The 22073-nt window shown below is 72.3% G+C and carries 16 protein-coding genes; 10 read left to right on the top strand and 6 right to left on the bottom strand.

Annotated features, from left to right (window positions below; translation table 11 throughout):
* The first annotated feature begins 61 nt into the window (after nucleotides 1-61).
* Together AB0M93_RS07735 and AB0M93_RS07730 are read left to right on the top strand one after the other, a co-directional pair.
* Complete coding sequence (locus tag AB0M93_RS07735; RefSeq protein ID WP_364269547.1) at nucleotides 62-1024, top strand: MBL fold metallo-hydrolase; 963 nt, start codon at nucleotides 62-64, stop codon at nucleotides 1022-1024.
* Nucleotides 1021-2556 (top strand): FAD-dependent monooxygenase, encoded by a 1536-nt coding sequence (locus AB0M93_RS07730; protein WP_364269545.1) that lies wholly within the window; start codon nucleotides 1021-1023, stop codon nucleotides 2554-2556. Before AB0M93_RS07735 ends, AB0M93_RS07730 begins: the two co-directional genes overlap by 4 nt.
* Here AB0M93_RS07730 and AB0M93_RS07725 read toward each other — a convergent pair.
* Complete coding sequence (locus AB0M93_RS07725; protein WP_364269543.1) at nucleotides 2458-4668, bottom strand: discoidin domain-containing protein; 2211 nt, start codon at nucleotides 4666-4668, stop codon at nucleotides 2458-2460. The two genes, AB0M93_RS07730 and AB0M93_RS07725, sit on opposite strands and share 99 nt — an antisense overlap.
* A 475-nt stretch (nucleotides 4669-5143) precedes the next feature.
* On the opposite strand from AB0M93_RS07725, the gene AB0M93_RS07720 reads away from it, so the two are divergent.
* Both AB0M93_RS07720 and AB0M93_RS07715 read left to right on the top strand, forming a co-directional pair.
* Nucleotides 5144-6850: a discoidin domain-containing protein gene (locus AB0M93_RS07720; protein ID WP_364269541.1), complete on the top strand. Its 1707-nt coding sequence runs from the start codon at nucleotides 5144-5146 to the stop codon at nucleotides 6848-6850.
* The gene (locus AB0M93_RS07715; RefSeq protein WP_364269539.1) at nucleotides 6847-9777 is read left to right on the top strand and encodes a glycoside hydrolase family 3 C-terminal domain-containing protein; all 2931 of its coding nucleotides are present in this window, start codon (nucleotides 6847-6849) and stop codon (nucleotides 9775-9777) included. The genes AB0M93_RS07720 and AB0M93_RS07715 overlap by 4 nt, the downstream gene beginning before the upstream one ends.
* Here AB0M93_RS07715 and AB0M93_RS07710 read toward each other — a convergent pair.
* From AB0M93_RS07710 to AB0M93_RS07695, 4 genes are all read right to left on the bottom strand, one after another.
* Nucleotides 9720-10766, bottom strand: a complete 1047-nt coding sequence (locus AB0M93_RS07710) for a LacI family DNA-binding transcriptional regulator (RefSeq protein WP_364269537.1) — start codon at nucleotides 10764-10766, stop codon at nucleotides 9720-9722. The genes AB0M93_RS07715 and AB0M93_RS07710 overlap by 58 nt on opposite strands.
* Nucleotides 10767-10848: 82 nt before the next feature.
* Nucleotides 10849-11124 carry a discoidin domain-containing protein gene (locus tag AB0M93_RS07705; protein ID WP_364269535.1) on the bottom strand — a complete coding sequence of 92 codons (276 nt, stop codon included), beginning with the start codon at nucleotides 11122-11124 and terminating at the stop codon, nucleotides 10849-10851.
* The gene (locus AB0M93_RS07700; RefSeq protein ID WP_364269533.1) at nucleotides 11031-13871 is read right to left on the bottom strand and encodes a discoidin domain-containing protein; all 2841 of its coding nucleotides are present in this window, start codon (nucleotides 13869-13871) and stop codon (nucleotides 11031-11033) included. The genes AB0M93_RS07705 and AB0M93_RS07700 overlap by 94 nt, the downstream gene beginning before the upstream one ends.
* Before the next feature lie 117 nt (nucleotides 13872-13988).
* The gene (locus AB0M93_RS07695) at nucleotides 13989-14573 is read right to left on the bottom strand and encodes a dihydrofolate reductase family protein (protein WP_364269531.1); all 585 of its coding nucleotides are present in this window, start codon (nucleotides 14571-14573) and stop codon (nucleotides 13989-13991) included.
* 92 nt (nucleotides 14574-14665) lie between these two features.
* On the opposite strand from AB0M93_RS07695, the gene AB0M93_RS07690 reads away from it, so the two are divergent.
* From AB0M93_RS07690 to AB0M93_RS07665, 6 genes are all read left to right on the top strand, one after another.
* Complete coding sequence (locus AB0M93_RS07690) at nucleotides 14666-15421, top strand: sulfite exporter TauE/SafE family protein (protein ID WP_364270678.1); 756 nt, start codon at nucleotides 14666-14668, stop codon at nucleotides 15419-15421.
* Nucleotides 15422-15451: 30 nt separating this feature from the next.
* Entirely contained in the window at nucleotides 15452-17716 is a 2265-nt protein-coding gene (locus AB0M93_RS07685; RefSeq protein ID WP_364269530.1) for a xanthine dehydrogenase family protein molybdopterin-binding subunit, read from the top strand.
* Entirely contained in the window at nucleotides 17713-18183 is a 471-nt protein-coding gene (locus AB0M93_RS07680; RefSeq protein WP_364269528.1) for a (2Fe-2S)-binding protein, read from the top strand. The genes AB0M93_RS07685 and AB0M93_RS07680 overlap by 4 nt, the downstream gene beginning before the upstream one ends.
* Nucleotides 18180-18995, top strand: coding sequence for a xanthine dehydrogenase family protein subunit M (locus AB0M93_RS07675; RefSeq protein ID WP_364269526.1), 816 nt, complete (start codon nucleotides 18180-18182; stop codon nucleotides 18993-18995). The genes AB0M93_RS07680 and AB0M93_RS07675 overlap by 4 nt, the downstream gene beginning before the upstream one ends.
* Before the next feature lie 306 nt (nucleotides 18996-19301).
* Complete coding sequence (locus tag AB0M93_RS07670) at nucleotides 19302-19970, top strand: flavin reductase family protein (protein WP_364269524.1); 669 nt, start codon at nucleotides 19302-19304, stop codon at nucleotides 19968-19970.
* A gap of 63 nt (nucleotides 19971-20033) precedes the next feature.
* On the top strand, nucleotides 20034-21263 hold the full coding sequence (locus AB0M93_RS07665; protein ID WP_364269522.1) for a DUF222 domain-containing protein: 1230 nt from the start codon (nucleotides 20034-20036) through the stop codon (nucleotides 21261-21263).
* Between the two features lie 419 nt (nucleotides 21264-21682).
* Here the strand turns inward: AB0M93_RS07665 and AB0M93_RS07660 are convergent, their stop codons facing one another.
* On the bottom strand, nucleotides 21683-22072 hold the full coding sequence (locus tag AB0M93_RS07660; RefSeq protein ID WP_364269520.1) for an SDR family NAD(P)-dependent oxidoreductase: 390 nt from the start codon (nucleotides 22070-22072) through the stop codon (nucleotides 21683-21685).
* Between the last annotated feature and the right edge of the window lies 1 nt (nucleotide 22073).

The raw sequence follows: 22073 nt of genomic DNA, 5'->3' as shown, positions 1-22073 counted from the left end.
GCCGGCGGGGCTAGCCTGACCCGAAGGTAGTCAATCCTTTGACAATCGAGGAGCGCTCGCCGTGACGAAGAAAGCCTTCGCCTCTTCGGCCGACCTGGCGGAGAAAGCGCAGACCCTGGAAGTCCTCGCGGACGGCGTCTACGCCCTCACCGCCGAGGGTGACCCCAACATCGGCGCGATCGAAGGCGAGGACTTCCTCGTCTGCTTCGAAGCGCTCGCCACCCCGGTCGCGGCCGCCGAGTGGCTCGCGAAGCTGCGCGAGCACACCGACAAACCCGTGCGCTACCTGGTGCTGAGCCACTACCACGCCGTGCGCGTGCTCGGCGCGTCGGCGTTCGACGCCGAGGTGATCGTCGCGCACGAGAACACCCGCGCGCTGGTCGCCGAGCGCGGCAAGGAGGACTGGGAAAGCGAGTTCGGCCGGATGCCGCGGCTGGCGAAGGGCGCCGAGTCGGTGCCCGGGCTGACCTGGCCGACGCTGACCTTCTCCGACCGGCTCACGATCGACCTCGGCGGCGACCGCGGCGACCTCGTGCTGCAGTACTGCGGGCGCGGCCACACCGAGGGCGACATCGTCGCCTGGCTGCCCCGCGAGAAGATCCTCTACGCCGGTGACCTCGTGGAAGCCGAAGCCGCGCTGTACACCGGCGACGCGTTCCACCGCGACTGGGCGTCGTCCACTTTGGACCGGGTGGCCGCGTTCGGGGCCGAGACGCTGATCGGCGGCCGCGGCGGGGTGAGCCGGGGCCGGGAGGCGGCCGACGCCGCCGTCGCGCAGACCCGGCACTTCCTCACCACGATGCTCCGCGAGGTCGGCGCGGTCCGCGACGCCGGCGGCACGCTCAAGGAAGCCTTCGAACGCACCCACGCGGCCCTGCACGACCAGTACGGCCACTGGCCGATCTTCGAGCACTGCCTGCCCTTCGACGTCTCGCGGCTGTGGGACGAGCTGGGCGGCATCGAACGGCCGGTGGTCTGGACGGCCGAACGCGACCGCGAAGTCTGGGACCAGCTCCAGGGATGACGGTCGCCGTCCTCGGCAGCGGCCCGGTCGGCCAGACGGCCGCGCTGCTGCTCGCGCGCTGGGGCGTACCGGTGGTGCTCGTCGACGAGCACGAGGTGCGCGACCCCGTCGGGTCCAAGGCCATCTGCCAGCAACGGGACACCTTGGACGTCTGGGCGTCGCTCGGCGCCGGGTGCCTCGCCGAGGAAGGGCTCACCTGGACGACCGCGCGGACGTTCCACCGCGACCGCGAGCTGTTCTCGCTGACGCTGCCGGACGCGGGGTCCGCGCTGCCGCCGTTCGTCAACCTCTCGCAGGCCCGCGTCGAGGCGGTCCTGGACGAGCTCGTCGCGCGGCAGCCGCTGATCGACGTCCGCCGCGGCCACCGCGTCACCGGCGTGACCCAGCCCGGCTGCGTCGAAATCCAGTGCGAGACGAAGGACGGGCCACGCCGGATCGAGGCCGACTACGCGATCGCCTGCGCCGGCGCGCGGGGCGACACCGTGCGGCGGGCGCTCGGGCAGCACCTCGGCGGCGTGTCGTTCCGGGATCTGTTCCTGATCTGCGACATCCGCGCCGATCTGCCCGGCTGGGCGGCGGAGCGGCGGTTCTACTTCGACCCGCCGTGGAACCCGGGTCGCCAGGTGCTCATCCACCCGTGCCCGGGCTCGGAGTTCCGCATCGACTGGCAGGTCCCCGCGGACTACGACCTCACGGCCGAGGAGTCGGGCGGCGCGCTCGACCAGCGGATCCGGGCGATCATCGGCGACCGGCCGTACGAGGTGCGCTGGCGATCGGTGTACCGCTTCCACACGCGGCTCGTCGACCGGATGTGCGTCGGGCGCGTGCTGCTGGCGGGGGACTGCGCGCACCTCGTCGCGCCGTTCGGGGCACGCGGCCTCAACTCCGGGGTCGCCGACGCCGAGAACGCGGCCTGGAAGCTGGCCGCCGTCCTGCGCGGTGACGCGGGGGAGGAGCTGCTGGAGAGCTACCACGCCGAGCGGTACGCGGCGGCGGTGGAGAACGCCGCCGTCACCACGGCCACGATGGATTTCCTGGTGCCCCAGGACGCCGGACAACACCGTCGCCGGCTCGACGTCCTCACGCGGGCGGCGCACGACCCGGCCGCCTGCGAGCAGGTCGACTCGGGCCGGCTGGCCGAACCGTTCTGGTACGCGGATTCGCCACTGACCACCCCGGATCCGGACCGGCCGTTCGCGGGACGGCCGCCGCGGGGCGCGTTGCCGCCGCCGGGGCCGGGCGTGCTGCTCCCGGACGTCACCGTCGCGAGTGGACGGTTGCGCGACCTGGCCCGGCAGGGGTTCCTGATGCTCACCACCCCCGGCGTGCGGGCCGAGGGCGTGCGGTCGGTGGCGATCCCGGTGGGCGGGGCGCTGGGTGCGCGTCCGGGCGAAGCCTGGCTGGTCCGCCCGGACGCGTACGTCGCCGCGGTGTTACGGGTAGGAGACCAGCGGGCTCACCTGGTGCCCGGTGTTCGCGGCGTCACCCGCATCGTTGATGACGTGGGCGATCGTGCCCACACCGCCGAGTGACACCGACACCAGGTTGTGGAACCGGACCCCGCCGTTGTTCGGCACCTCGAACGAATGACTGGCCACAATGGACGGATTGGTGTTGAAGAAGCAGTAGCTGCCCAGGCCCCAGCCTTCGTGGCTGGTCACCGAGTCGGCCACCTTGTACGCCGCCCAGCCCTGCCGGCCGCCGCCGCTGGACCAGGACGCCTGGTCCGGCGGGTCGTAGGGCATCTCGTTCTGGAAGAAGTACGTCCGGCCGCCGTTGCCGTTCCAGAGCACCTCGTACTGCTGGTAGTGCTCGACGAACAGGCCGTACATCGTCACGTTCGCGCCGTTGACGACCAGGCCGTTCGCCGCGGTGTTGACGTTCCAGCCGACGCCGTACGAGTGGTCGCCGCGCCACAGCCACATGTGGTCGCCGATGACGTTGTTCGAGTTGACCACCAGCGTCTGGGTGGCCTTCCCGACGGCCGCGCCGCCGATCCGGAAGAACACGTCGTGCAGCGACGTCGGGTCGGCCGCGTGGTTCGCGGTCGAGCCCGGCTGGCCGATCTGCACGAGCACCGGCGAGTTGACCGCGCCCGCGTCGATCAGCAGCCCGGCGATCTTCACGCCGTCCACATCGGACGTCGTGATGGCCGCGGTCCCGTTGGTGGGCATCAGCGTCGCCAGGCCGAGGCCGAGCACCACGGTGTCCGGGCGCGTGACGTTCAGCGACTGGTCGAGGTGGTAGACACCCGGGGTCACCAGCAGGTTCTTGCCCGCGGCCAGTGCCGCGTTGAGCGTCGCGGCCGAGTCGGACGGGTGGGCGACGTAGAACTCGCTGAGCGAGATCGACTGCCCGGCCGGGGCGCCGTGGCCCCAGCTCGTCCCCGACGAGTTCTGCCGCAGGCCCGGGACGAACACGTTGTAGCTGCCCGAGCCGTCGACGTAGAGGAACGGCTTCTCGCGGATCACCGGGGTCTGGCCGACGACCGTCTCCGGCGGGTTCGGGAACGACGCCGGCGGGGTGCCGGTCGAGCCGACGAACACCATGTTCCAGACGCCGCCCTGCCAGCCGCCGAGCTCGCTGTTGCGGGTCAGGAACTGCTGCTGCGAGCCGGAAACGGCGACGCCGTCGATCTTGCTGTCGGCGATCAGGCCGCCGCTGGCCCAGCCGTCGCCGCCGTTCCACAGCTGGATCTGGCTGCCGCGCAGGTGCATCCGGCGGTAGGGCGCGGCCTGCGCGACGGCCCAGCGTTCGACCTGGCCGGCCGGCAGTGTCACCGACAGGTTCTCGGCGGACCGCCAGAAGTTCTGCGTCGCGTTGCCCTTGTTGGCCGGATTGTCACCTTGCTGCAGCCAGTCCGCTTCGACGCGCACGTGGCCGTTGAGGTTGACGTCGTCGGGGGAGAGGCCGAGCCCGGCGACCTGTTCGTAGAAGCCGAGGTTGACGTCGGCGTTGTAGGTGCCCGGCTTGAACAGCACGGCGTAGCGCTCGTTGCCGAACTGGTTGGTGTGCTGCTGGTCCGCGATCTGCGTCAGCCGGTTCTGGATCGTCGCGGCCGGGGTCGACGGGTCGAACACCGACACGTTCGGCCCGAGGTCCGGGTTGCGCGGGTCGGTCGGCGGGATCGTGCTGCCGCCCGAGCCGTGCACGGCCACTTCCCACAGGGAGTAGCCGTAGCCGGTCGCCCGCTGGGTGCCGTAGACCCGCAGGTAGCGGGCCGTGCCGGACAGCGGCACGGTCTGCGTGCCGCCGGCGCCGGTGGTCGTCGAGTACGCCGTGGTCCAGTTGCTCGCGTCGGTGGACAGCTGGACGCTGAATGCCTTCGCATACGCGGCTTCCCAGCTGAGCGCGACGTCGCAGAGCTGCTGGGCCGAGCCGAGGTCGACCTGCAGCCACTGCGGGTCGCTGAAGGCGCTGGACCAGCGCGTGCCGGAATTGCCGTCGACCGCGGCGGACGCGGGGGTGCCGCCGTTTTCGGTCGAGGACGCCGTCGCGGGGTGGCCCTGGGCGAGGTTGGTGGTGCCGCACGCGGCGGCTTGTGCCGGTGCGGAGCCGACCACCGCCGCGGTCGTGACCGCGGTGACGAAGGTGGTGGCGATGACGAGGAGGCGGTGTACGGGGGAGAACGTCGTTGATCTCATCGGCCTGCCTGCTGATCGGGGGGAGGACGTGCGAAACGGGCCGGGCGAGCCCCACAGCTCGCGCCGGCGTCGGGTGGTGCGGCGGGTTCGCCCCCAGGTCACCCGCCCGGCGCCGTGAGCCGGAGGAGCGGTACCGGGTGGTGCGAGGAGCGCGAACCAGTCAGCCCGAAAGGTGCGTGTCGCGGCGGAGCCGTTCCGGTGGCGGTCACGGAACCGGTTCCGTCGGTGAGATGGCAGTTAACAGCGGGAGGTTCGCCCGCGTCAAGGATCCACGGCGGATTCTCCTCGCCCGGACCAGTGTCCGGTGTGGTCCGCGACCGTCCGGCGCTGCGGCGTTGACATTTTACGGCTCTTTATTTATATCTTGAACTAAGAGCGTGCCGACGGCCGGGACCCACACCCGCGCCGAAGACCACGTGAGCCGATCCGCGCCGGGGCAAGGCCGCCCCGGCGCCGGTTCGCCGTGGAGGTGCCCATGCAACGCCGCATGCCGAGGACCCGGGTGCTCGCCGTCCTCGCCCTGACCCTGGCCGCCCTGTTCACCGCGCCGGCCGCCCAAGCCGCGCCCGTCCTGCTCTCCCAAGGGCGCCCGGTGACGGCGTCCTCGACCGAGTCCGCCGCCTTCCCCGCCTCGGCCGCCGTCGACGGCGACCCCGGCACGCGCTGGTCGAGCGGCTTCAGCGATCCGCAGTGGCTGCAGGTCGACCTCGGCTCGGCCCAGCAGCTGACGCAGGTCGTGCTCAGCTGGGAAGCCGCCTACGCCAAGGCGTTCACGCTCCAGGCGTCCGCCGACGGTGCCGCCTGGACCACGCTGTACTCGACGACCACCGCCACCGGCGGGACCCAGACCCTGAACGTCACCGGCAGCGGCCGGTACGTCCGGCTGACCGGCACCCAGCGGGCCACGCAGTACGGCTACTCGCTCTGGGAGTTCCAGGTCTACGGCGGGGGCGGCACGACCCAGCCCGGTGACGTCCTGCTGTCGTACGGGAAGTCCGGTCAGGCGTCCTCGTACCAGGACGACGGCAACTGCCCCGGCTGCCTGCCGGCCAAGGCGTTCGACCACGACCCGGCCACGCGCTGGGCGACGAGCGCGACCACCGGCTGGGTCGACCCCGGCTGGATCACCGTCGACCTCGGCGCGCCCGCGGCGATCCACCAGGTCGTCCTGCAGTGGGACCCGGCCTACGCGGTCGCCTACCAGATCCAGGTGTCGAACGACAACGCGAACTGGACCTCGATCTACTCGACCACCACGGGCAAGGGCTTCAAGGAGACGCTGACCGTCAACGGTTCCGGCCGGTACGTCCGGATGTACGGCACCGCCCGCTCGAACGGCTACGGCTACTCGCTGTGGGGCTTCGACGTCTACGGCACCGGCGGCAATCCGACGCCGCCCCCGGCCGCGCCGCCGGCCCCGCACTTCCCGGGCACGCTGGTCTGGAGCGACGAGTTCAACGGCGCCGCGGGTGCGGCCCCGGACGCGAGCAAGTGGACCGCCGAGACCGGCCCGGGCGTCAACAACGAGCTCGAGTACTACACGAACAACAACAACGCCAAGCAGGACGGCCGCGGCAACCTCGTCATCCAGGTCCGCCGCGAGGTGACCCCGGGCAGCGCGTGCCCGGTCGACCCGATCAGCGGCAGCGGCACCTGCCAGTACACCTCCGGCCGGATCAACACCGCGGGCAAGTTCAGCTTCACCTACGGCCACGTCGAGGCGAACATCAAGGTGTCCGGCACGCAGGGGCTGTGGCCCGCGTTCTGGCTGCTGGGCGCCAACTTCTTCAACGGCACGCCGTGGCCGAACTGCGGCGAGATCGACATCATGGAACACGTCGGGAAGTCGCCGAACCTGGCCTACTCGACGATCCACGCCCCGGCCTACAACGGCGCCGGCGGTATCGGCGCGCCCTACGACCTCGGCCAGGACGTCTCGGCGGGCTTCCACAAGTTCGGCCTCGACTGGGACTCCTCGCACATGACGTTTTACGTCGACGGCAACGCGTTCGAGACGATCAACCGGGACACCGTCGAGAGCACGCGCGGGCCGTGGGTCTACGACCACCCGTTCTTCCTGATCCTCAACAACGCCATCGGCGGCGACTTCCCCGGTCCGCCGGGGGCGGGCACCGTCCTGCCGCAGGACATGGTGATCGACTACGTGCGGGTGTACCAGTGAGGCGCCGGCTGGCGCTCGTCACGGGCGCCGTGGTGGCCGCCGGGCTGCTCACCGCGCCGCTGTTCACCGCCCAGGCGGCCCCGGCGCTGCTGTCGCAGGGGCACGCCGTGACGGCGTCCTCCAGCGAGAACGCCGCCTTCCCGGCGTCGGCCGCGGTCGACGGCGACCCCGGCACCCGCTGGTCCAGCCTGGCCGCGGACCCGCAGACGCTGCAGGTCGACCTCGGGGCGTCGCACACCCTGAACCAGGTCGTGCTCCAGTGGGAGGCCGCCTACGCCAAGGCGTTCACCATCCAGGCCTCGGCCGACGGCAGCCAGTGGTCCACTGTGTACTCGACCACCACCGGCACCGGCGGCACGCAGACGCTGCCGGTGACCGGCACCGGCCGGTACGTCCGGCTGGCCACCACCGCGCGGGCCACCCAGTGGGGCGTTTCGCTCTGGGAGTTCCAGGTCTTCGGCGACGGCTCCGCGCAGGCGTGCGGCAGCGCCAACGCGGCGCTGCGGCAACCGGCGACGGCCTCCAGCGTCCAGTCGGACGCCTTCCCGGCATCGGCGGCCTTCGACGGCGACCTCGGGACGCGGTGGTCGAGCCTGGCCACCGACCCGCAGTCGATCCAGGTCGACCTGGGCAGCGCGCGCCCGGTCTGCGGCGTGGACCTGACGTGGGAGGCGGCCTACGCGAGCGCGTACACGATCCAGCTGTCCACCGACGGCTCGTCGTGGACGACGGCGGCGACCGTGGCCGGCGCCGGCGGGACCGAGCACCCGGCCGTGTCGGGCACGGCCCGGTACGTCCGGCTGACCGCGACCGCGCGGGCCACCCAGTGGGGCGTCTCGCTGTGGGAGTTCGCGGTGCACACTTCCGACAGTGCCCCGCCGACGACCACACCGACCAACCCCGGTGGCTGTCCGTGGGTCGGATCCACCGCGCCGGTGGCCGACCGCGTCAACCAGCTCATGGCCGTGATGACCCCGCAGCAGAAGGTGAAGGTGCTGCACGGCAACGGCGCGACCGGGCCGTACATCGGCAACACCGACGCCGTGCCCGAGCTGTGCATCCCGGCGCTCGGCCTGCAGGACGGGCCGGCCGGGGTCGGCGACGGCCTCGACGGCGTCACCCAGTTCCCGGCGCCGGTGACCGCCGCGGCGACCTGGGACACGGCGCTGCTGAACCGGTACGGCAGCGCGATGGGGGCGGAGTTCGCGGGCAAGGGCGTCGACATCGCCCTCGGCCCGACGATCAACCTGGTCCGCGACCCGCGCTGGGGCCGGAACTTCGAGACCTACGCCGAAGACCCGTACCTCGCCGGCGCGGCCGGGACCGCGACGGTCCAGGGCATCCAGAGCCAGGGCGTGATGGCGCAGGCCAAGCACGCGGCCGCGTACAACGTCGAGGCCGGGGCGTCGCGCGGCACGCCGTCGGACAACGTCATCATCGACGACCGGACCCTGCACGAGCTCTACCTGCCGGCCTTCCAGCAGGTGGCGAGCCAGGGCCAGGTCGCGTCGATGATGTGCGCCTACAACCAGATCAACGGCGTCCCGGCCTGCCAGAACGCCGGGGTCCTCACGCAGGCGATCAAGCAGGACGCCGGGTGGGGTGGGTTCGTCGGCTCCGACTGGGGCTCGGCCACCGGCGGTGCCCGGCAGCTGGCCAACGGCGGGCTCGACATGGAGATGCCCGGCGGCGCGTTCTTCGGCCAGGGCCTGCTCGACGCCGTCTCGCGCGGCGAGGTCACGCAGGCCCGCGTCGACGACATGGTCCGGCGGGTGCTGACCCAGATGTTCCGGTTCGGTCTCTTCGACCGGGGCCGCCGGGGCACGCCGCAGTCGGTCGTGACGAACGCGGCGAACGTCGGCACGGCCCGGGACGTCGCCGCGGCCGGGGCGGTGCTGCTGAAGAACACCGGCGTGCTGCCGCTGGGGTCGTCGGTCAAGTCGATCGCGCTCTCCGGCGGCGACGGGATCGACCCGCAGAACATCGGGGGCGGGAGTGCCAAGGTCAACCCGTCGCCGGCGTCGGTGAACCCGATCGACGGCATCAGGGCCCGCGCCGGGTCCGGCGTCACCGTGTCCTATGTGGACGGGGCGGGGGAGCACGTCCAGACGCCGAACATCCCGGGTGCGGTGGCGGCCGCTCGCACCGCCGACGTCGCGATCGTGTTCGCCAGCTACGGCGAGTCCGAAACCCAGGACCTCGACACGATCGACCTGCAGCACCAGCAGAACGACCTGATCGACGCCGTTGCCTCGGCCAACCCGCGGACCGTCGTCGTGCTGAACACCGGCTCGGCGGTCACCATGCCGTGGCTGGGCAAGGTCGCGGCGGTGATCGAGGGCTGGTACCCCGGCCAGGAGAACGGCAACGCACTCGCGTCGCTGCTCTACGGCGACGTCAACCCGTCGGGCAAGCTGCCGGTCAGCTTCCCGAAGCAGCTCGCCGACCTGCCGACGGCGAACGTCCAGCAGTTCCCCGGCGCCAACGACCGGATCGAGTACTCGGAGGGGCTCAACGTCGGCTACCGCTGGTACGACAGCCGCAACCTCGAGCCGCTGTTCCCGTTCGGCTTCGGCCTGTCGTACACCACGTTCGGGTTCTCGAACCTGGCCGTGACACCGCAGGGGACGAACGGCACCGCAACGGTGACGGCGACGGTGACCAACACGGGCACCCGCGCGGGCGCCGACGTCGTCCAGCTTTATGTCGGCCAGCCGGCCGGCAACGGCGAGCCGCCGAAGCAGCTGAAGGGGTTCAGGAAGGTGCAGCTGAACCCCGGGCAGAGCGCTCAGGTGTCGTTCCCGCTCACCCCGCGGGATCTGGCGCACTGGACGGGCGCGTGGACGACCAACGCGGGCCAGTACCGCGTCTACGTCGGTGACTCCTCGCGCAACGTCCCGCTGTCGGGGGCGTTGACCGTGTCCTGAGTCGACTCGCGGACCACCAGCGAGGTCGGGACGATCAGCGGGCCCTCCGGTGACGGCCCGCCGGCGAGCCGGTCGAGCAGCCGCCCGGCCGCCGCCTCGCCCATCTGCCGCAGCGGCTGGCGGATCGTGGTGAGCGGCGGCTGGGTGTGCGCGGCCAGGGGGATGTCGTCGAAGCCGACCACGGCGACGTCCCCCGGCACCGAACGGCCGGCCTTGCGGAGGCCGGCCAGCACGCCCGCCGCGGTCAGGTCGTTGTGCGCGAAGACCGCGTCGAACTCCGGGCCGGAGTGCAGCAGCTGGAGGATCGCCGCTTCGCCGCTTTCGCTCGTGAAGTCGCCCTCGATGATCAGCCGCGAGTCGAGCGTCAGTCCGGCGTCGCGGACGGCGTCGTTAAACCCGTTGAGGCGGTCGGCGGTGCAGCCGAAGTCGCGCGGCCCGGTGACGGTGGCCAGGCGCGTCCGTCCCGTCCGGAGCAGGTGCCGGGCCGCGGTCGCGCCGCCCTGGCGGTTGTCCGTGCCGACCGAGGGGAACGCGGGACGGCGGCCGCGGTCGTCGATCACCACCACCGGCAGCCCCGAGTCGTGCAGCACGCGCAGGTGCCGCACCGCGTCGGGCGGCTCCACCAGCAGCAGGCCGTCGAACGCCTTCGCCGACACCTGGCGCGAGAACTCCTCCAGCGAGTCGGGGCCGCGGTTGGCGGTGGACAGCAGCAGGCCGTAGCCCTTCGACTCCACGACGTCGGCGACGCCCTGCAGCACCTCGCCCATCCACGGCCACGTCAGCCCGGGCACCAGCATCCCGACCGTGCGCGTCACCCCGCGGGCCAGCCCGACCGCGCCGGCGCTGGGGATGTACCCGGTCGCGGCGATCACCTCGCGCACCCGGATCGCGGTCGCGGCGTCCACGTCGGCCTTGTTGTTGAGCACCCGCGACACGGTCGTCTTGCTCACCCGCGCGCGGCGGGCGACCTCGGCGATCGTGACGCGCATCCGTCCTCCCGATCGAGGGGTGGCAAGCCTCGTGGTGCCAAGGTACCCGCCTCCGGGCCCCGTGCGAGATGTCCGAGATCGATCAAGTCCGGACGGACAACCGCGTGAGGCTCGCGTCGCCGTGCTTCCAGCGCGTCCGGACCGCCACGTACCGGGCCGGCCCGGTGTCCGCCGTCGCGTAGGTGACGCCGTCGACGCTGGTTTCGACGGTCGCGACGGGGACGCGTCCCCGGGTCCAGGCCAGCTCGACCGCGGAAACCTCCGTCACCGCCCCGAGATCGACGACCATCCGGCCGTCCGGGCCCGGCCGCCACGCCGTCGCCGGGTCGTCGTCGACGGCCGCGGCCGGGCTCGACATCCCCGGCGGCAGGGTTCGGCGGGGAAGGTGGTCCGCCCGAGCGCCCGGTCGGCCAGCGGGTACGGGCGGACGTCGCCGAAGACGACCGGCACGGTCCGGCGCGGCGGCAGCAGCACCGGCCGGGCACGCCCGCCGTCCGGGGTCACGGTGACCAGCACGGGCAGCAGCCCGGCCGGCGCGGTGAGGTCGACCCGGCTCGCGTCGCGGACGACCGCCTTCACCCCGGCCGGGCCGGTCAGCGTGAACCGCGGGGGCTCGACGCGGCCCTCCGCCGCGGCCAGCGCGTAGGAGAATTCCGTGCCGGTCCCGGTGACGGTCTGCTCGCCGCGGTAGAGCCGGCGGGTGCCGCCCGGGAGGGTCACGGTGCCGCTCGCCGCGGCGTCACTCAGGTTGAGGAGCACGAGGAAGCCGTCGGTGACGGTGGCTTCGACCGCGGCCGCGCCGGTGGCGACCCGGCCGGACGCCTGCGGCGGACCGGGCCGCAGCTCGGCGACGAACGGGGCGCGCGGGCCGTCGGAGAGCGTGACGCGGTCGCCGGTGACGGTGAGCGGGTTCGGGCCCGCGACGGTGATCCCGGCCCGGCCGTCGATGTCCAGCCGGCCTTTCGTGCTGCTGAGCGCGGGCACCGGGTAGGTCGCCGCCGTCGTCCAGGTCACGCCGTCGGGCGAGGTCTCGATCCGGTACTTCCGGCCGGCGGCCGACTCCCAGCTCAGCCGGACGCGGTCGAGGCTCTTCGGCGTCCCGAGGTCGACGGCGAGCCAGCTGTCCGCGCGCGGACGGTCCGATGTGGACACTGCCCACCTCGTCGCGGCGTCGCCGTCGATGGCGTACTTCGCCTCCTTCCCCGGCGAAGCCGAGGAAGCCGACGCGGTCCCGGCGCGCGCGAGGTCCGGGCCGTTGCCGCCCGCGACCTCGAACGCCCAGAGCGAATAGCCGTACTGCGGGTCCGGTTCGACGCCGAGCATGCGGACGTACCGCGCGGTGACCGGCGCGAAGGTCAGCTCGTCGGTCCGGGCCCCGCCCGGCAGGGCCTGCGCCTTGATCGTCACCGTGCCTTCGGCGGCGGTGTAGGTGCGGTCGCCGTCGAGGCCGGGCACGCCGGGCATGGTCAGGTTGTAGACGTTCAGCACGCCTTCGCCCGCGGCGACGCCGGTGCTGGCGTACACGGCGGCGCCGGTCGGCAGGGTGGCCAGCGCCGCGTACCCGGTGGCGAAGCGCAGGACGCCGACTGTGCCGTCGAAGCCGTCACGGACCTTCGTGTACGTCGTCGCGTGCCGTTCCTGCACCGCGAGGTTCGTCGACGGCAGCAGCATCGGGTTCGCGCCGCCGAGCACGAACAGCCAGTCGTCGTGGTGCGGCTGCCACGCGAACTTCACGAAGCCGGGCTTGCTGACCGTCCCGGCCCAGGCGGCGGGGGAGCGGTGCGCCAGCAGGCCCGGCCCGGCGCCGAAGTCGGCGACCCCGGCCGCGTGGGCGGCGAACTCCCGGTCGCTCACCGGGACGACCGGGCCGCCGTGGCTCGCCCGCCACTCGTGCAGCAGGTAGCTGATGGCGAGCTCGGCGCGGGCCTCCGGCTCGTACTTCGGCTCGCCGGAGAACTTCGTGATCCGGTCGGCGGGGGCGTAGGCCTGGTAGGGCTCGAGCCGCGCGGCCAGCTGGGCCTCGGCGTGGGCGGCGTGGCGGTCGCCGAGCACCTGGGCGCGGAAAGCCAGCGGGATGACGTCGCGGCCGTAGAGGTGCTCGCGGTCGGCGACCATCGGCATCAGCGGCTCGCCGGCGTCGCTGGTCATCAGCAGCATCGTGCGCCAGAGCAGTTCGCCGTTCGGCTGCGCGGTCAGCACCTCCGGCAGCGGCGTGCCGGCGACGAGGAAGTGCATCGAGTTCCGGCCGGACGTGCGCCAGAGTTCCTCTTGGTAGTGCGGGCCGAACGAGCCGTGGTTCTCGACGAGGAAGGTGTCGTAGAGGTTGACCGCGGTGTTGGCGCTGACCGGACGGCCGTCGACGAGCCGCGGGTTGGCGAGGTCGGCGGCCGGGAGCCCGGCCTCATTGCGGCTCCACGTGCCGAACGCGTCCCGCCAGCCGCCCGCCCGCGGATCGGCCGGCGCCCAGGCGAGCGCGGGGGCGAGCGACTGGGCGTAGACGCCCATCTCTTCGAGCTTGGTGTCGCCGACGTGGCCGCCGCGCAGGCCGTTCGGTGTCCAGCTGCCCGAATCGGGGTCGTCGCCGGTGCCGAGCCCGGTGGTGTAGGCGGCCTGGCCGGTGGTGATGCGCTCGACGTTCTGCCGGGTCACGTCGTCGAGGTCCATCCACAGCAGACGGGCGGCGAGCACGAAGTACGACTGGAAGGTCGTGTCGAAGAACAGCTTGCGGCCCCACTCGGTGCCGCCGGCGAGCCGGTTGGACGCGGCGAACCGGCGGATCGTGGCGAGCGTGTGCTCGCGGAGGGTCTCCCGGCTGACGCCGGCGATCGCGGCGTCGTAGCCGGCACGGGTCAGCAGCACGGCGTTGCCGAGCACGACGGCGAAGGTGAAGTCGCGCAGCGGGTAGGTCCCGGTGGCCGGGTCGAACTGCTGCTCCGCCCAGCGCGTGTGCCGCAGCAGCACGCGCAGGTAGGTCGCCGCGACGGCATCGGGCGGCCCGTCGTCCGCCGCCCCTGCCGGCCCCGGGAGCAGACCTGAGGCCAGCACGGCCGCCGCTCCGCCCGCGCCCAGCAGGCGCAGCACCTGCCGCCGGTCCAGCTCGCCCATGCCCCGGCCTCCGCTCGCTGACAACCTTGTCAGCGCGGATTCTGGGACGCTGCTGCCGCACCGGGCAAGCTCGGCGGCGGATCCCGTCCGGTTTCGGACAACCTTCCGTATAACGCCCTATACCCGGCGCTCGTAGTGCGCGATCAGGACGCCCTTCGTCGTCGGGACGCAGCCGGTGAGGCCGAACTCGGTGAGCGGCGCGGCGCCGAACAGGCGCGCACCGGTGCCGAGCGTCAACGGGTGGATCAGCAGCGTGTAGCGGTCGACCAGACCGGCCGCGTGCAGTGCCCGCACCAGCGACGCGCTGCCGATGACCGACAGGTCCGGGCCGGGCTGCGCCTTGAGTTCGGCCACGGTGTCCGCGGCGTCGCCGCGGAGCAGGATCGAGTTCTGCCAGGCATCGGCGTCCTCCAGCGTGGCCGAGGCGACGTACTTGGTCGCGGCGTTCAGGTGCTTGGTGAACGGGTTCCCGTCGTCCCGCCCGCCCCACGCCGTGGTGAAGTCCTGCCAGGTGCGGCGGCCGAACAGCATGTCGCCGGGCCGGCGCATGCCCTCGCCCATCTCGCGGGCCATGACGTCGTCCTGGTGACGCGTGCCCCACCCGCCGTGGGCGAAGCCGCCGCGGGTGTCCTCGTCGGGCCGGCCGAGGCCCTGCACGACGCCGTCGAGGGTGACGCTCATGGTGACGTGGATCGATCGCATCGAGGGAGTCCTTCCGCTGCGGTGTGGTGTCACTGCTCATACGAACGGCGGCGGCCCGGATCGACAGCGGGGCGGCGTGGTGGGATGACAACGTGATCACCGACCCGTGGGTGCTGCTCCTGCTCGTGCTGGCCGGCGCCGGGGCCGGCCTGACCGGGGCGACCGCCGGGCTCGCGTCGCTGGTGTCCTACCCCGCGCTGCTCGCCGCGGGCCTGCCCCCGGTGACCGCGAACATCACCAACACCGTCGCGATGCTGGGCACGACCGCGGGCGCCGCCGCCGGGGCCCGGCCGGAGCTGGCCGGGCAGCGGCGCCGGCTCGTCCCGCTCTGCGCCCTCACCACCGTCGGCGGCGCGTGCGGCGGCCTCGTGCTGCTGCTGACGCCGTCGGACGCCTTCACCGTCATCGTGCCGTGGCTGATCGGCGGGGCGTCGCTGGTGCTGCTGGCCGGCCCGCGGCTGCGGCGGCTGGCCGAAGGCGCCGAACACCACGGCCTGCGCCCGGGAACCGCCGTGGGCGCGTTCCTGATCGGCATCTACGGCGGCTACTTCGGCGCCGCCGCGGGCGTGCTGATGCTCGCGCTGCTCGTGACCGCCTGGAACCAGCCGCTCGCGCGGACGAACGCGGCGAAGAACCTGATCACCGGCTCGGCGAACCTCCTCGCGGCGATCGTCTTCTCGGCCACCGGCAAGGTCGTCTGGTCCGCCGCGCTCGCCGTCTGCCTCGGCTCGCTCGCCGGCTCGTGGCTGGGGTCCGCCCTCGTGCGCCGGCTGCCGGCGACGCCGTTGCGGATCGCGATCGGCATCGGCGGACTGGGTCTGGCGGTCGTGCTCGGCCTGCGGGCATGATCGGCGGGGTATCGGCGAGCAGGAGACCAGATGAGCATTGTCGGGACCAGGGTGGTCCGCCAGGAGGATCAGAACCTGATCACCGCGGGCGGCACCTACGTGGACGATCTGCGGGCGGAAGCGCTTTCCGGTGCCGCGCACGCGGTTTTCGTGCGAAGTCCGATCGCGCACGCGCGGATCGGCGGCATCGACGTGAGCGAGGCGAAGGCGGCACCGGGGGTGCTCGGCGTGTTCACCGCCGCCGACCTCGGCCTCGGCCCGCACGCGGCCGGACCGGTCGAGGAGCCCTGGCTGGCGGGTGAGGTGGTGCGCTACGTCGGCGAACCCGTCGCGCTGGTCCTCACCGAAGAGCGCTACCAGCTGGCCGACGCCGCCGAGCTGGTCGACGTCGATTACGAGCCGCTGGACGCGGTCGCGAGCATCGACGCCGCGCTCGACGGCGAGACGCTGCTGTACCCGGAGACCGGCAGCAACATCGTGCAGGTCAACGGCATGGCGGAGTTCGACGACGCGATCTTCGAAGGCTGCGACGTCGTCGTCACGCAGACGATCGCCAACCAGCGCGTCGCCCCGGCGCCGCTGGAAGTGCGCGGCGCGTCCCTCGCGTGGGGCGAGGACGGCCGGCTGACAGCCTGGCTGTCCACGCAGAACGCCCAGATCGCCCGGTCGCAGCTGGCGGGGAGCCTCGGCGTCGGCGAGGAGTCGGTGCGGGTGATCGCCCCGGACGTCGGCGGCGGGTTCGGCGCGAAGATCGGCGCGGACCCCGAGGCCACCGTGCTCGGCTGGGCCGCCAAGCGGCTCGGGCGGCCGGTGCGCTGGGTCGAGTCGCGCAGCGAGAACCTGACGTCGATGACGCACGGCCGCGCGCAGCTCAACACCGTGACCATCGGCGGGAAACGCGACGGCACGGTCCTCGCCTACCGCCTCGACGTCGTCCAGGACGCGGGCGCGTACCCGCGGACGCTGTTCCTGCCGACGCTGACCGAGCTGATGGCCGTCGGCGTCTACCGGTTCCCGAAGGTCCAGACGCGCAGCCGCGCGGTCGTCACGAACACCACGCCGATCGCGGCCTATCGCGGCGCGGGCCGCCCGGAGGCGACCGCCGCCGTCGAGCGGGCGATGGACCTGTTCGCCGCCGAGCTCGGGCTGGACCCGGCCGACGTCCGCCGGGCGAACTTCATCCGGCCCGAGGAGTTCCCGTACCGGACGCCGACCGGCGCCTTCTACGACACCGGGGAGTACGCGGCGGCGCTGGACAAGGTCCTGGACACCGCCGGGTACGCCGAGCTGCGAGCCGAGCAGCGGCGGCGGCGCGAGGCGGGCGACCCGGTCGAACTCGGCCTCGGGATCGCCGCCTACGTCGAGATCACCGGCGGCGACGGCGGCGGCGAGAGCGGCCGGGTCGACATCCACCCGGACGGCTCGGTCGTCGCGTGGACCGGCAGCTCGCCGCACGGGCAGGGGCTCGGCACGTCGCTGGCCATGTTGCTGGCCGACCGGCTCGGCGTGCCGCTGGAGAAGATCACCGTCCGCCACGGCGACACCGACGAGGTGCCGAAGGCGATCGGCACGTTCGGCTCCCGGTCGCTGCAGCTGGGCGGTTCGGCGATCCGGCAGGCGGCCGACGAGGTGATCGCCCAGGCCCGCGAGCTGGCGGCGAACCTGCTGGAGGCCGCGCCCGACGACCTGGAACTCGACGTCGAACGCGGAGTCTGGCAGGTTCGCGGCGCGCCATCGAGCACCGTGCTCAGCTGGGCGCAGGTCGCCGAGACCGCCACCGGCGGCAAGCTCACCGCCGACGTCTGGTTCGGCGACGGCCAGCCGACGTTCCCCTTCGGCGCGCACCTCGCGGTGGTCGAGGTCGACACCGAGACCGGCAAGGTCGAGCTGCGCCGGATCATCGCCGTCGACGACGCCGGCCCGATCGTCAACCCGCTCACCTTCCGCGGGCAGCGCCACGGCGGCCTCGGCCAGGGCGCGGCCCAAGCCCTGCTGGAGGTCGTCACCTACGACGAGGACGGCAACCCGACGACCGCGACGCTGGCGGACTACTCCTTCATCACCGCCGTCGAACTGCCGGACTTCGAGCTCGTCGACATGGCCACCCCGACCGACCGGAACCTGCTGGGCGTCAAGGGGATCGGCGAAGCGGCGACGATCGGTTCGACGCCGGCGGTGCACAACGCCGTGGTGGACGCGCTTTCCGCGCGCGGCGTCAAGCACCTGGACATGCCCACGACCCCGATCCGGGTCTGGGCCGCACTCGAAGAAACCGCGAAGGGAAACGCGCAGTGAAGGTCTCGATCGAGGTCAACGGGCGGCCGGTGACCGAGGAGGTGCCGGACCGGACGCTGCTGGTGCACTTCCTGCGCGACACCGCCGGGCTCACCGGCACGAACATCGGCTGCGACACGACGTCGTGCGGCGCCTGCACGGTGCTGCTCGACGGCGAGTCGGTCAAGTCCTGCACGGTGCTGGCCGCGCAGGCCGACGGCCACGCCGTCACCACCGTCGAAGGGCTCGCGGGCGCCGACGGTTCGCTGCACCCCGTGCAGCGGGCCTTCCGCGAGCAGCACGGCCTGCAGTGCGGGTTCTGCACGCCGGGGATGATCATGGCGTCGGTGTCGCTGCTGGCCGACAACCCGAAGCCGACCCGCGACGAGGTCCGCGCCGGGCTCGAGGGCAACCTCTGCCGCTGCACGGGCTACCACAACATCGTCAGCGCCGTGATCGACGCTTCGGGCCAGGAGGTGGACCGGTGATCCCGGCTTCGTTCCAGTACACCCGCGCGTCCACAGTGGACGAAGCGCTGGCGTTCCTCGCCTCGCACGGCGACGAAGCAAAGGTGCTGGCAGGCGGGCATTCCCTGCTGCCGCTGATGAAGCTGCGGCTGGCCACGCCGGAGTACCTGGTGGACATCGGCCCGCTCGACGAGCTGCGGTACGTCCGGCTCGAGGGCGACGAGGTCGCCATCGGGGCGTTGTCGCGCTACAGCGCGCTGGTCCAGGACCCGGTGCTGCGGGAACACGCACCCCTGCTGGCGCACGTGTCCGGCGAGGTCGGCGACCGCCAGGTCCGCCACCGCGGCACGATCGGCGGCTCGCTGGTGCACGCGGACGCGGCGGCGGACCTGCCCGCGGCGGTCCTGGCGTCGGACGCGGTCCTGGTGGCCCGCGGACCCGAGGGGGAGCGCCGGATCCCGGCGGCGGAGTTCTTCCTCGGCCCGTTCACGACCCCGCTGGAGCCGGCCGAACTGCTGACGGAGATCCGCCTGCCGGCCCAGACGGGCCAGGGCTGGGGCTTCCAGAAGTTCACCCGCCGCTCGCTCGACTGGGCGATGGCCGGGGTGGCGGTCGCCGGCGGCCGCGTCGGCCTGGTGAACCTGGGCGGCGTCCCGCTCCGGGCGATGGCCACGGAGGAGGCGCTGGCGGCCGGGGCGTCCATCGAAGACGCGGCCGCACTGGCGGCGGAGGGCACGAACCCGCCGGACGAGCCCCACGCGACGGCGGCATACCGGCGTCACCTGGCGCGGGTGCTGACGCGGCGGGCGTTGCAGGCGGCTTCGCGGAGCTGACGGATCGGGGCGGCCCCCTCGCGGTTCGCGGGAGGTGCCGCCCCGGTCCGCTGCCGTGGGCAGGTCTCGGCGATCCTCGGCCGGGAGGGTGCGCCGTGCAAGGAGTTCGCGAAGCGGGCGGAGCCCCAGCTTCGGGCGCCCCTCCAGGGCCCACACGATGCCGAAGACGTCCAGGCGGCGTTGAACGATTCCGCGGAGCTGCACCGGACAACGGGGCTGGACGTCGGCCCCGCTGGTGTCACTGCTGCATCGCGACGGCTGATTCCCGCCAGCCCGGAGTCCCGTGTGGACGGCAGACTCGGCGGCGTGGAAACTCTCGCGCACACGGCCATCGAGCCGGGTATCCTTTATTTCGGAACGCCGGTGGTACTCATTTCCAGCACCAACGAAGACGGTTCGGCCAACCTGGCTCCGATGTCGTCCGTATTCTGGCTCGGCTGGCGAGCCATGCTCGGCCTCGGCGCCCGATCGAAGACGACGCAGAACATGCTGCGCACTCGTGAGTGCGTGCTCAATCTCCCCTCTGACGCGCTTGCGCCTGCTGTCGACCGGCTGGCGCTCACCACCGGGTCGGATCCTGTGCCGGCCGGGAAACAGCAGCGGGGGTACTTTCATGTGGATGACAAGTTCGGGCGGGCTGGGCTTACTGCTGTGCCGTCGGAGACCGTCGCGCCGCCTCGGGTGGGGGAGTGTCCCGTGGTGATGGAGGCTGTTGTCGAGGCTGTTCACCCTGTTGGTGATGATGGAGGGATTGTCGCCTTCGAGGTTCGGGTGCAGCGGGTTTTCGTTCATGACTCGGTTCGGATGGCCGGTAGTGACGATCGTATTGATCCGGACTCTTGGCGGCCGCTTATCATGAGCTTTCAGAAGTTTTATGGTTTGGGAGGTCAGGTTCATCCGTCGGCTTTGTCGCGGATCCCTGAGCGGCTTTATCGAGGGCCGGATATCGAGCGGGCTCGGCGGGTGGGGTCTTGAAGGCTCGGTGGGTGCACCCGTTCGTGTGATGATCAGGTGTTCGATCGTCGGTATTGTTGAGGTATGGCCCCGAACGTGATGCAGGAAGCCGAGGCGGTGGCGCTGGCCGACCGTGTCGGTGAGCTGCTCACGGCCATCCGGTCTGCTGAGGCCGAGCTGGGTGCTGTGTTGGTGGAGATCGAGCAGCGCGGGGTTATGGAGCTGTTCGGCTATCGTTCCCTCGCGCGTCTTCTGGAGCACCTGGCGGATGTCCCGAAGGCGGCGGCGGAGCGGGTGGTGCAGCGTGCGCGGGCTCTCAATCCCGGCCGGACCCTCGACGGCACCCCCATTCCCGCCCTGGCCCCGGCCACTGGTGTTGCGGCTCGCTCGGGTCGGCTGAGTACCCCGATGATCGACGTGATTGTCGGTGCCCTCACTGACATGCCGCCCGAGCACCGCGACACCGCCGAGAGCCATCTGCTGTCTTTCGCCGCTGAGGCGGGGCACAAGCAGGTTGCTGTGCTCGGTGCGCGGATCCTGGCTCACCTGGACCCTGATGGCCCCGCGCCTGAGGACACTGAACCGGCCACCCCGACCCGGGAACTGTCGCTGCGCCGGAAGAGATCCGGGATGTGGGAGCTGCACGGCAGGTTCGATGATGAGACCGGTACCCGCGCCAGCGCCCTGCTCGATGCGTTGGCGCAGCGCCGCACCACCGACGAGGGCCCGGATCTGCGGTCCCCGCAGGAACGCTACGGCGACGCTTTCTCCGACACTCTCGACTTGGCGTTGAACTCTCCGGACTTGCCGATGCAGGCCGGGGAACGCGCCCACGTTCTGGTCGCCGTCTCCCTCGATGACCTCAAAACCGGGGTGGGGGCGGCGACGTTGGGTGACATCGGCCGGATCTCCGCGGCCGAGGCGCGGATCCATGCCTGCGACAGCATGGTCATCCCCGCGGTGCTGGGCGAGAAGAGCGAACCCCTCAATCTCGGTCGCCTCCGCAGGTTGATTTCCGCCGGCCTGCGCCGCGCTCTCTACCTCCGTGACCGCGGGTGCGCCTTCCCCGGTTGCCACCGCCCGCCCCGGCATTGCCAGGGGCATCACATCCGGCACTGGGCCGAGGGCGGCCCCACCGACCTGGGGAACCTGGTGTTGATGTGCGCCCACCACCACCGGCTCCTGCATCGCTCCGGCTGGGAGGTCCGCATCGCCGCCGACGGCCTCCCGGAGTTCCTGCCACCGCGGTTTCTGGACAAACTCCGAAAACCCAGGCGTAACAACCTGCACCAACCGCTGCCCTTCGCAGCCTGAATACGGGAAAGGCCCGCAGCCCACGGCTACGGGCCTACACCCACACCCCGCCGGGCGCAGCAAAGGCCAACAGCTATCCCGTCCGACATGGCCACGCGCGCTATCGCCACAGCTGGCCCCCATTTGCTGCTGCCGGTCCCGCCATCGCTGTCGTAGCCGGTTCGCTGCCAGTCGGCCGTCGTTGCCGTCGCCAGCCAACTGCGCCTGTGTCGGACCGCCGTCGCCGCCTCACCTGCTCGGGCCTCGTGCCAGCCCGGCCGTCGTTGCCACTGCCAGCCGACCCGCGCCACTGCCGGCCCACCGTCGTCGCCCCACTCGCTCGGGTCCCGAGGCAGCCAGACCGTCGTTGTGGCCGCCGGCCGACCGCGGCCACTGGCGGCCCGTCGTCGTCGCCCCACCCGCTCCGGCCCCCAGGCACCTCAGGCGTGCGTGCCCCCGTCGATGCGGATCTCCGTGCCCGTGATGAACTCGCCGTCTTCCGACACCAGCATCGCCACCACGCCCGCCACCGACTCCGGGACTGTCACCGGGTTGCCCACCTCTGTCGTCATGCCCGTCGGGAGGATCGGCAGCAACCTCCCGAACCACCCGAAGTCGACCTCCTGCGGCAACCAGCTCGCCGCCGAGTCCGTTATTCCGCTCTTCGCGCTCCCGGGGGCGATTGCCACTCCGGATGCCACCGATGCCTCGTCCGCCACGTCCGTGGCGACCACCCGGGCTCCCTCGGTCAGCTGGCGCTGCGTTGTCGCGCGGCCGATTCCGGATGCCGCCCCCGTCACCAGGAGTCGGCGTTCGCGCGGGCGTTCCATG

Source organism: Amycolatopsis sp. NPDC051102 (assembly GCF_040682815.1).
GTDB lineage: Bacteria > Actinomycetota > Actinomycetes > Mycobacteriales > Pseudonocardiaceae > Amycolatopsis.
Note: the sequence above shows the minus strand (reverse complement) of the source record. Positions and strands in the feature narration are given on the sequence as shown.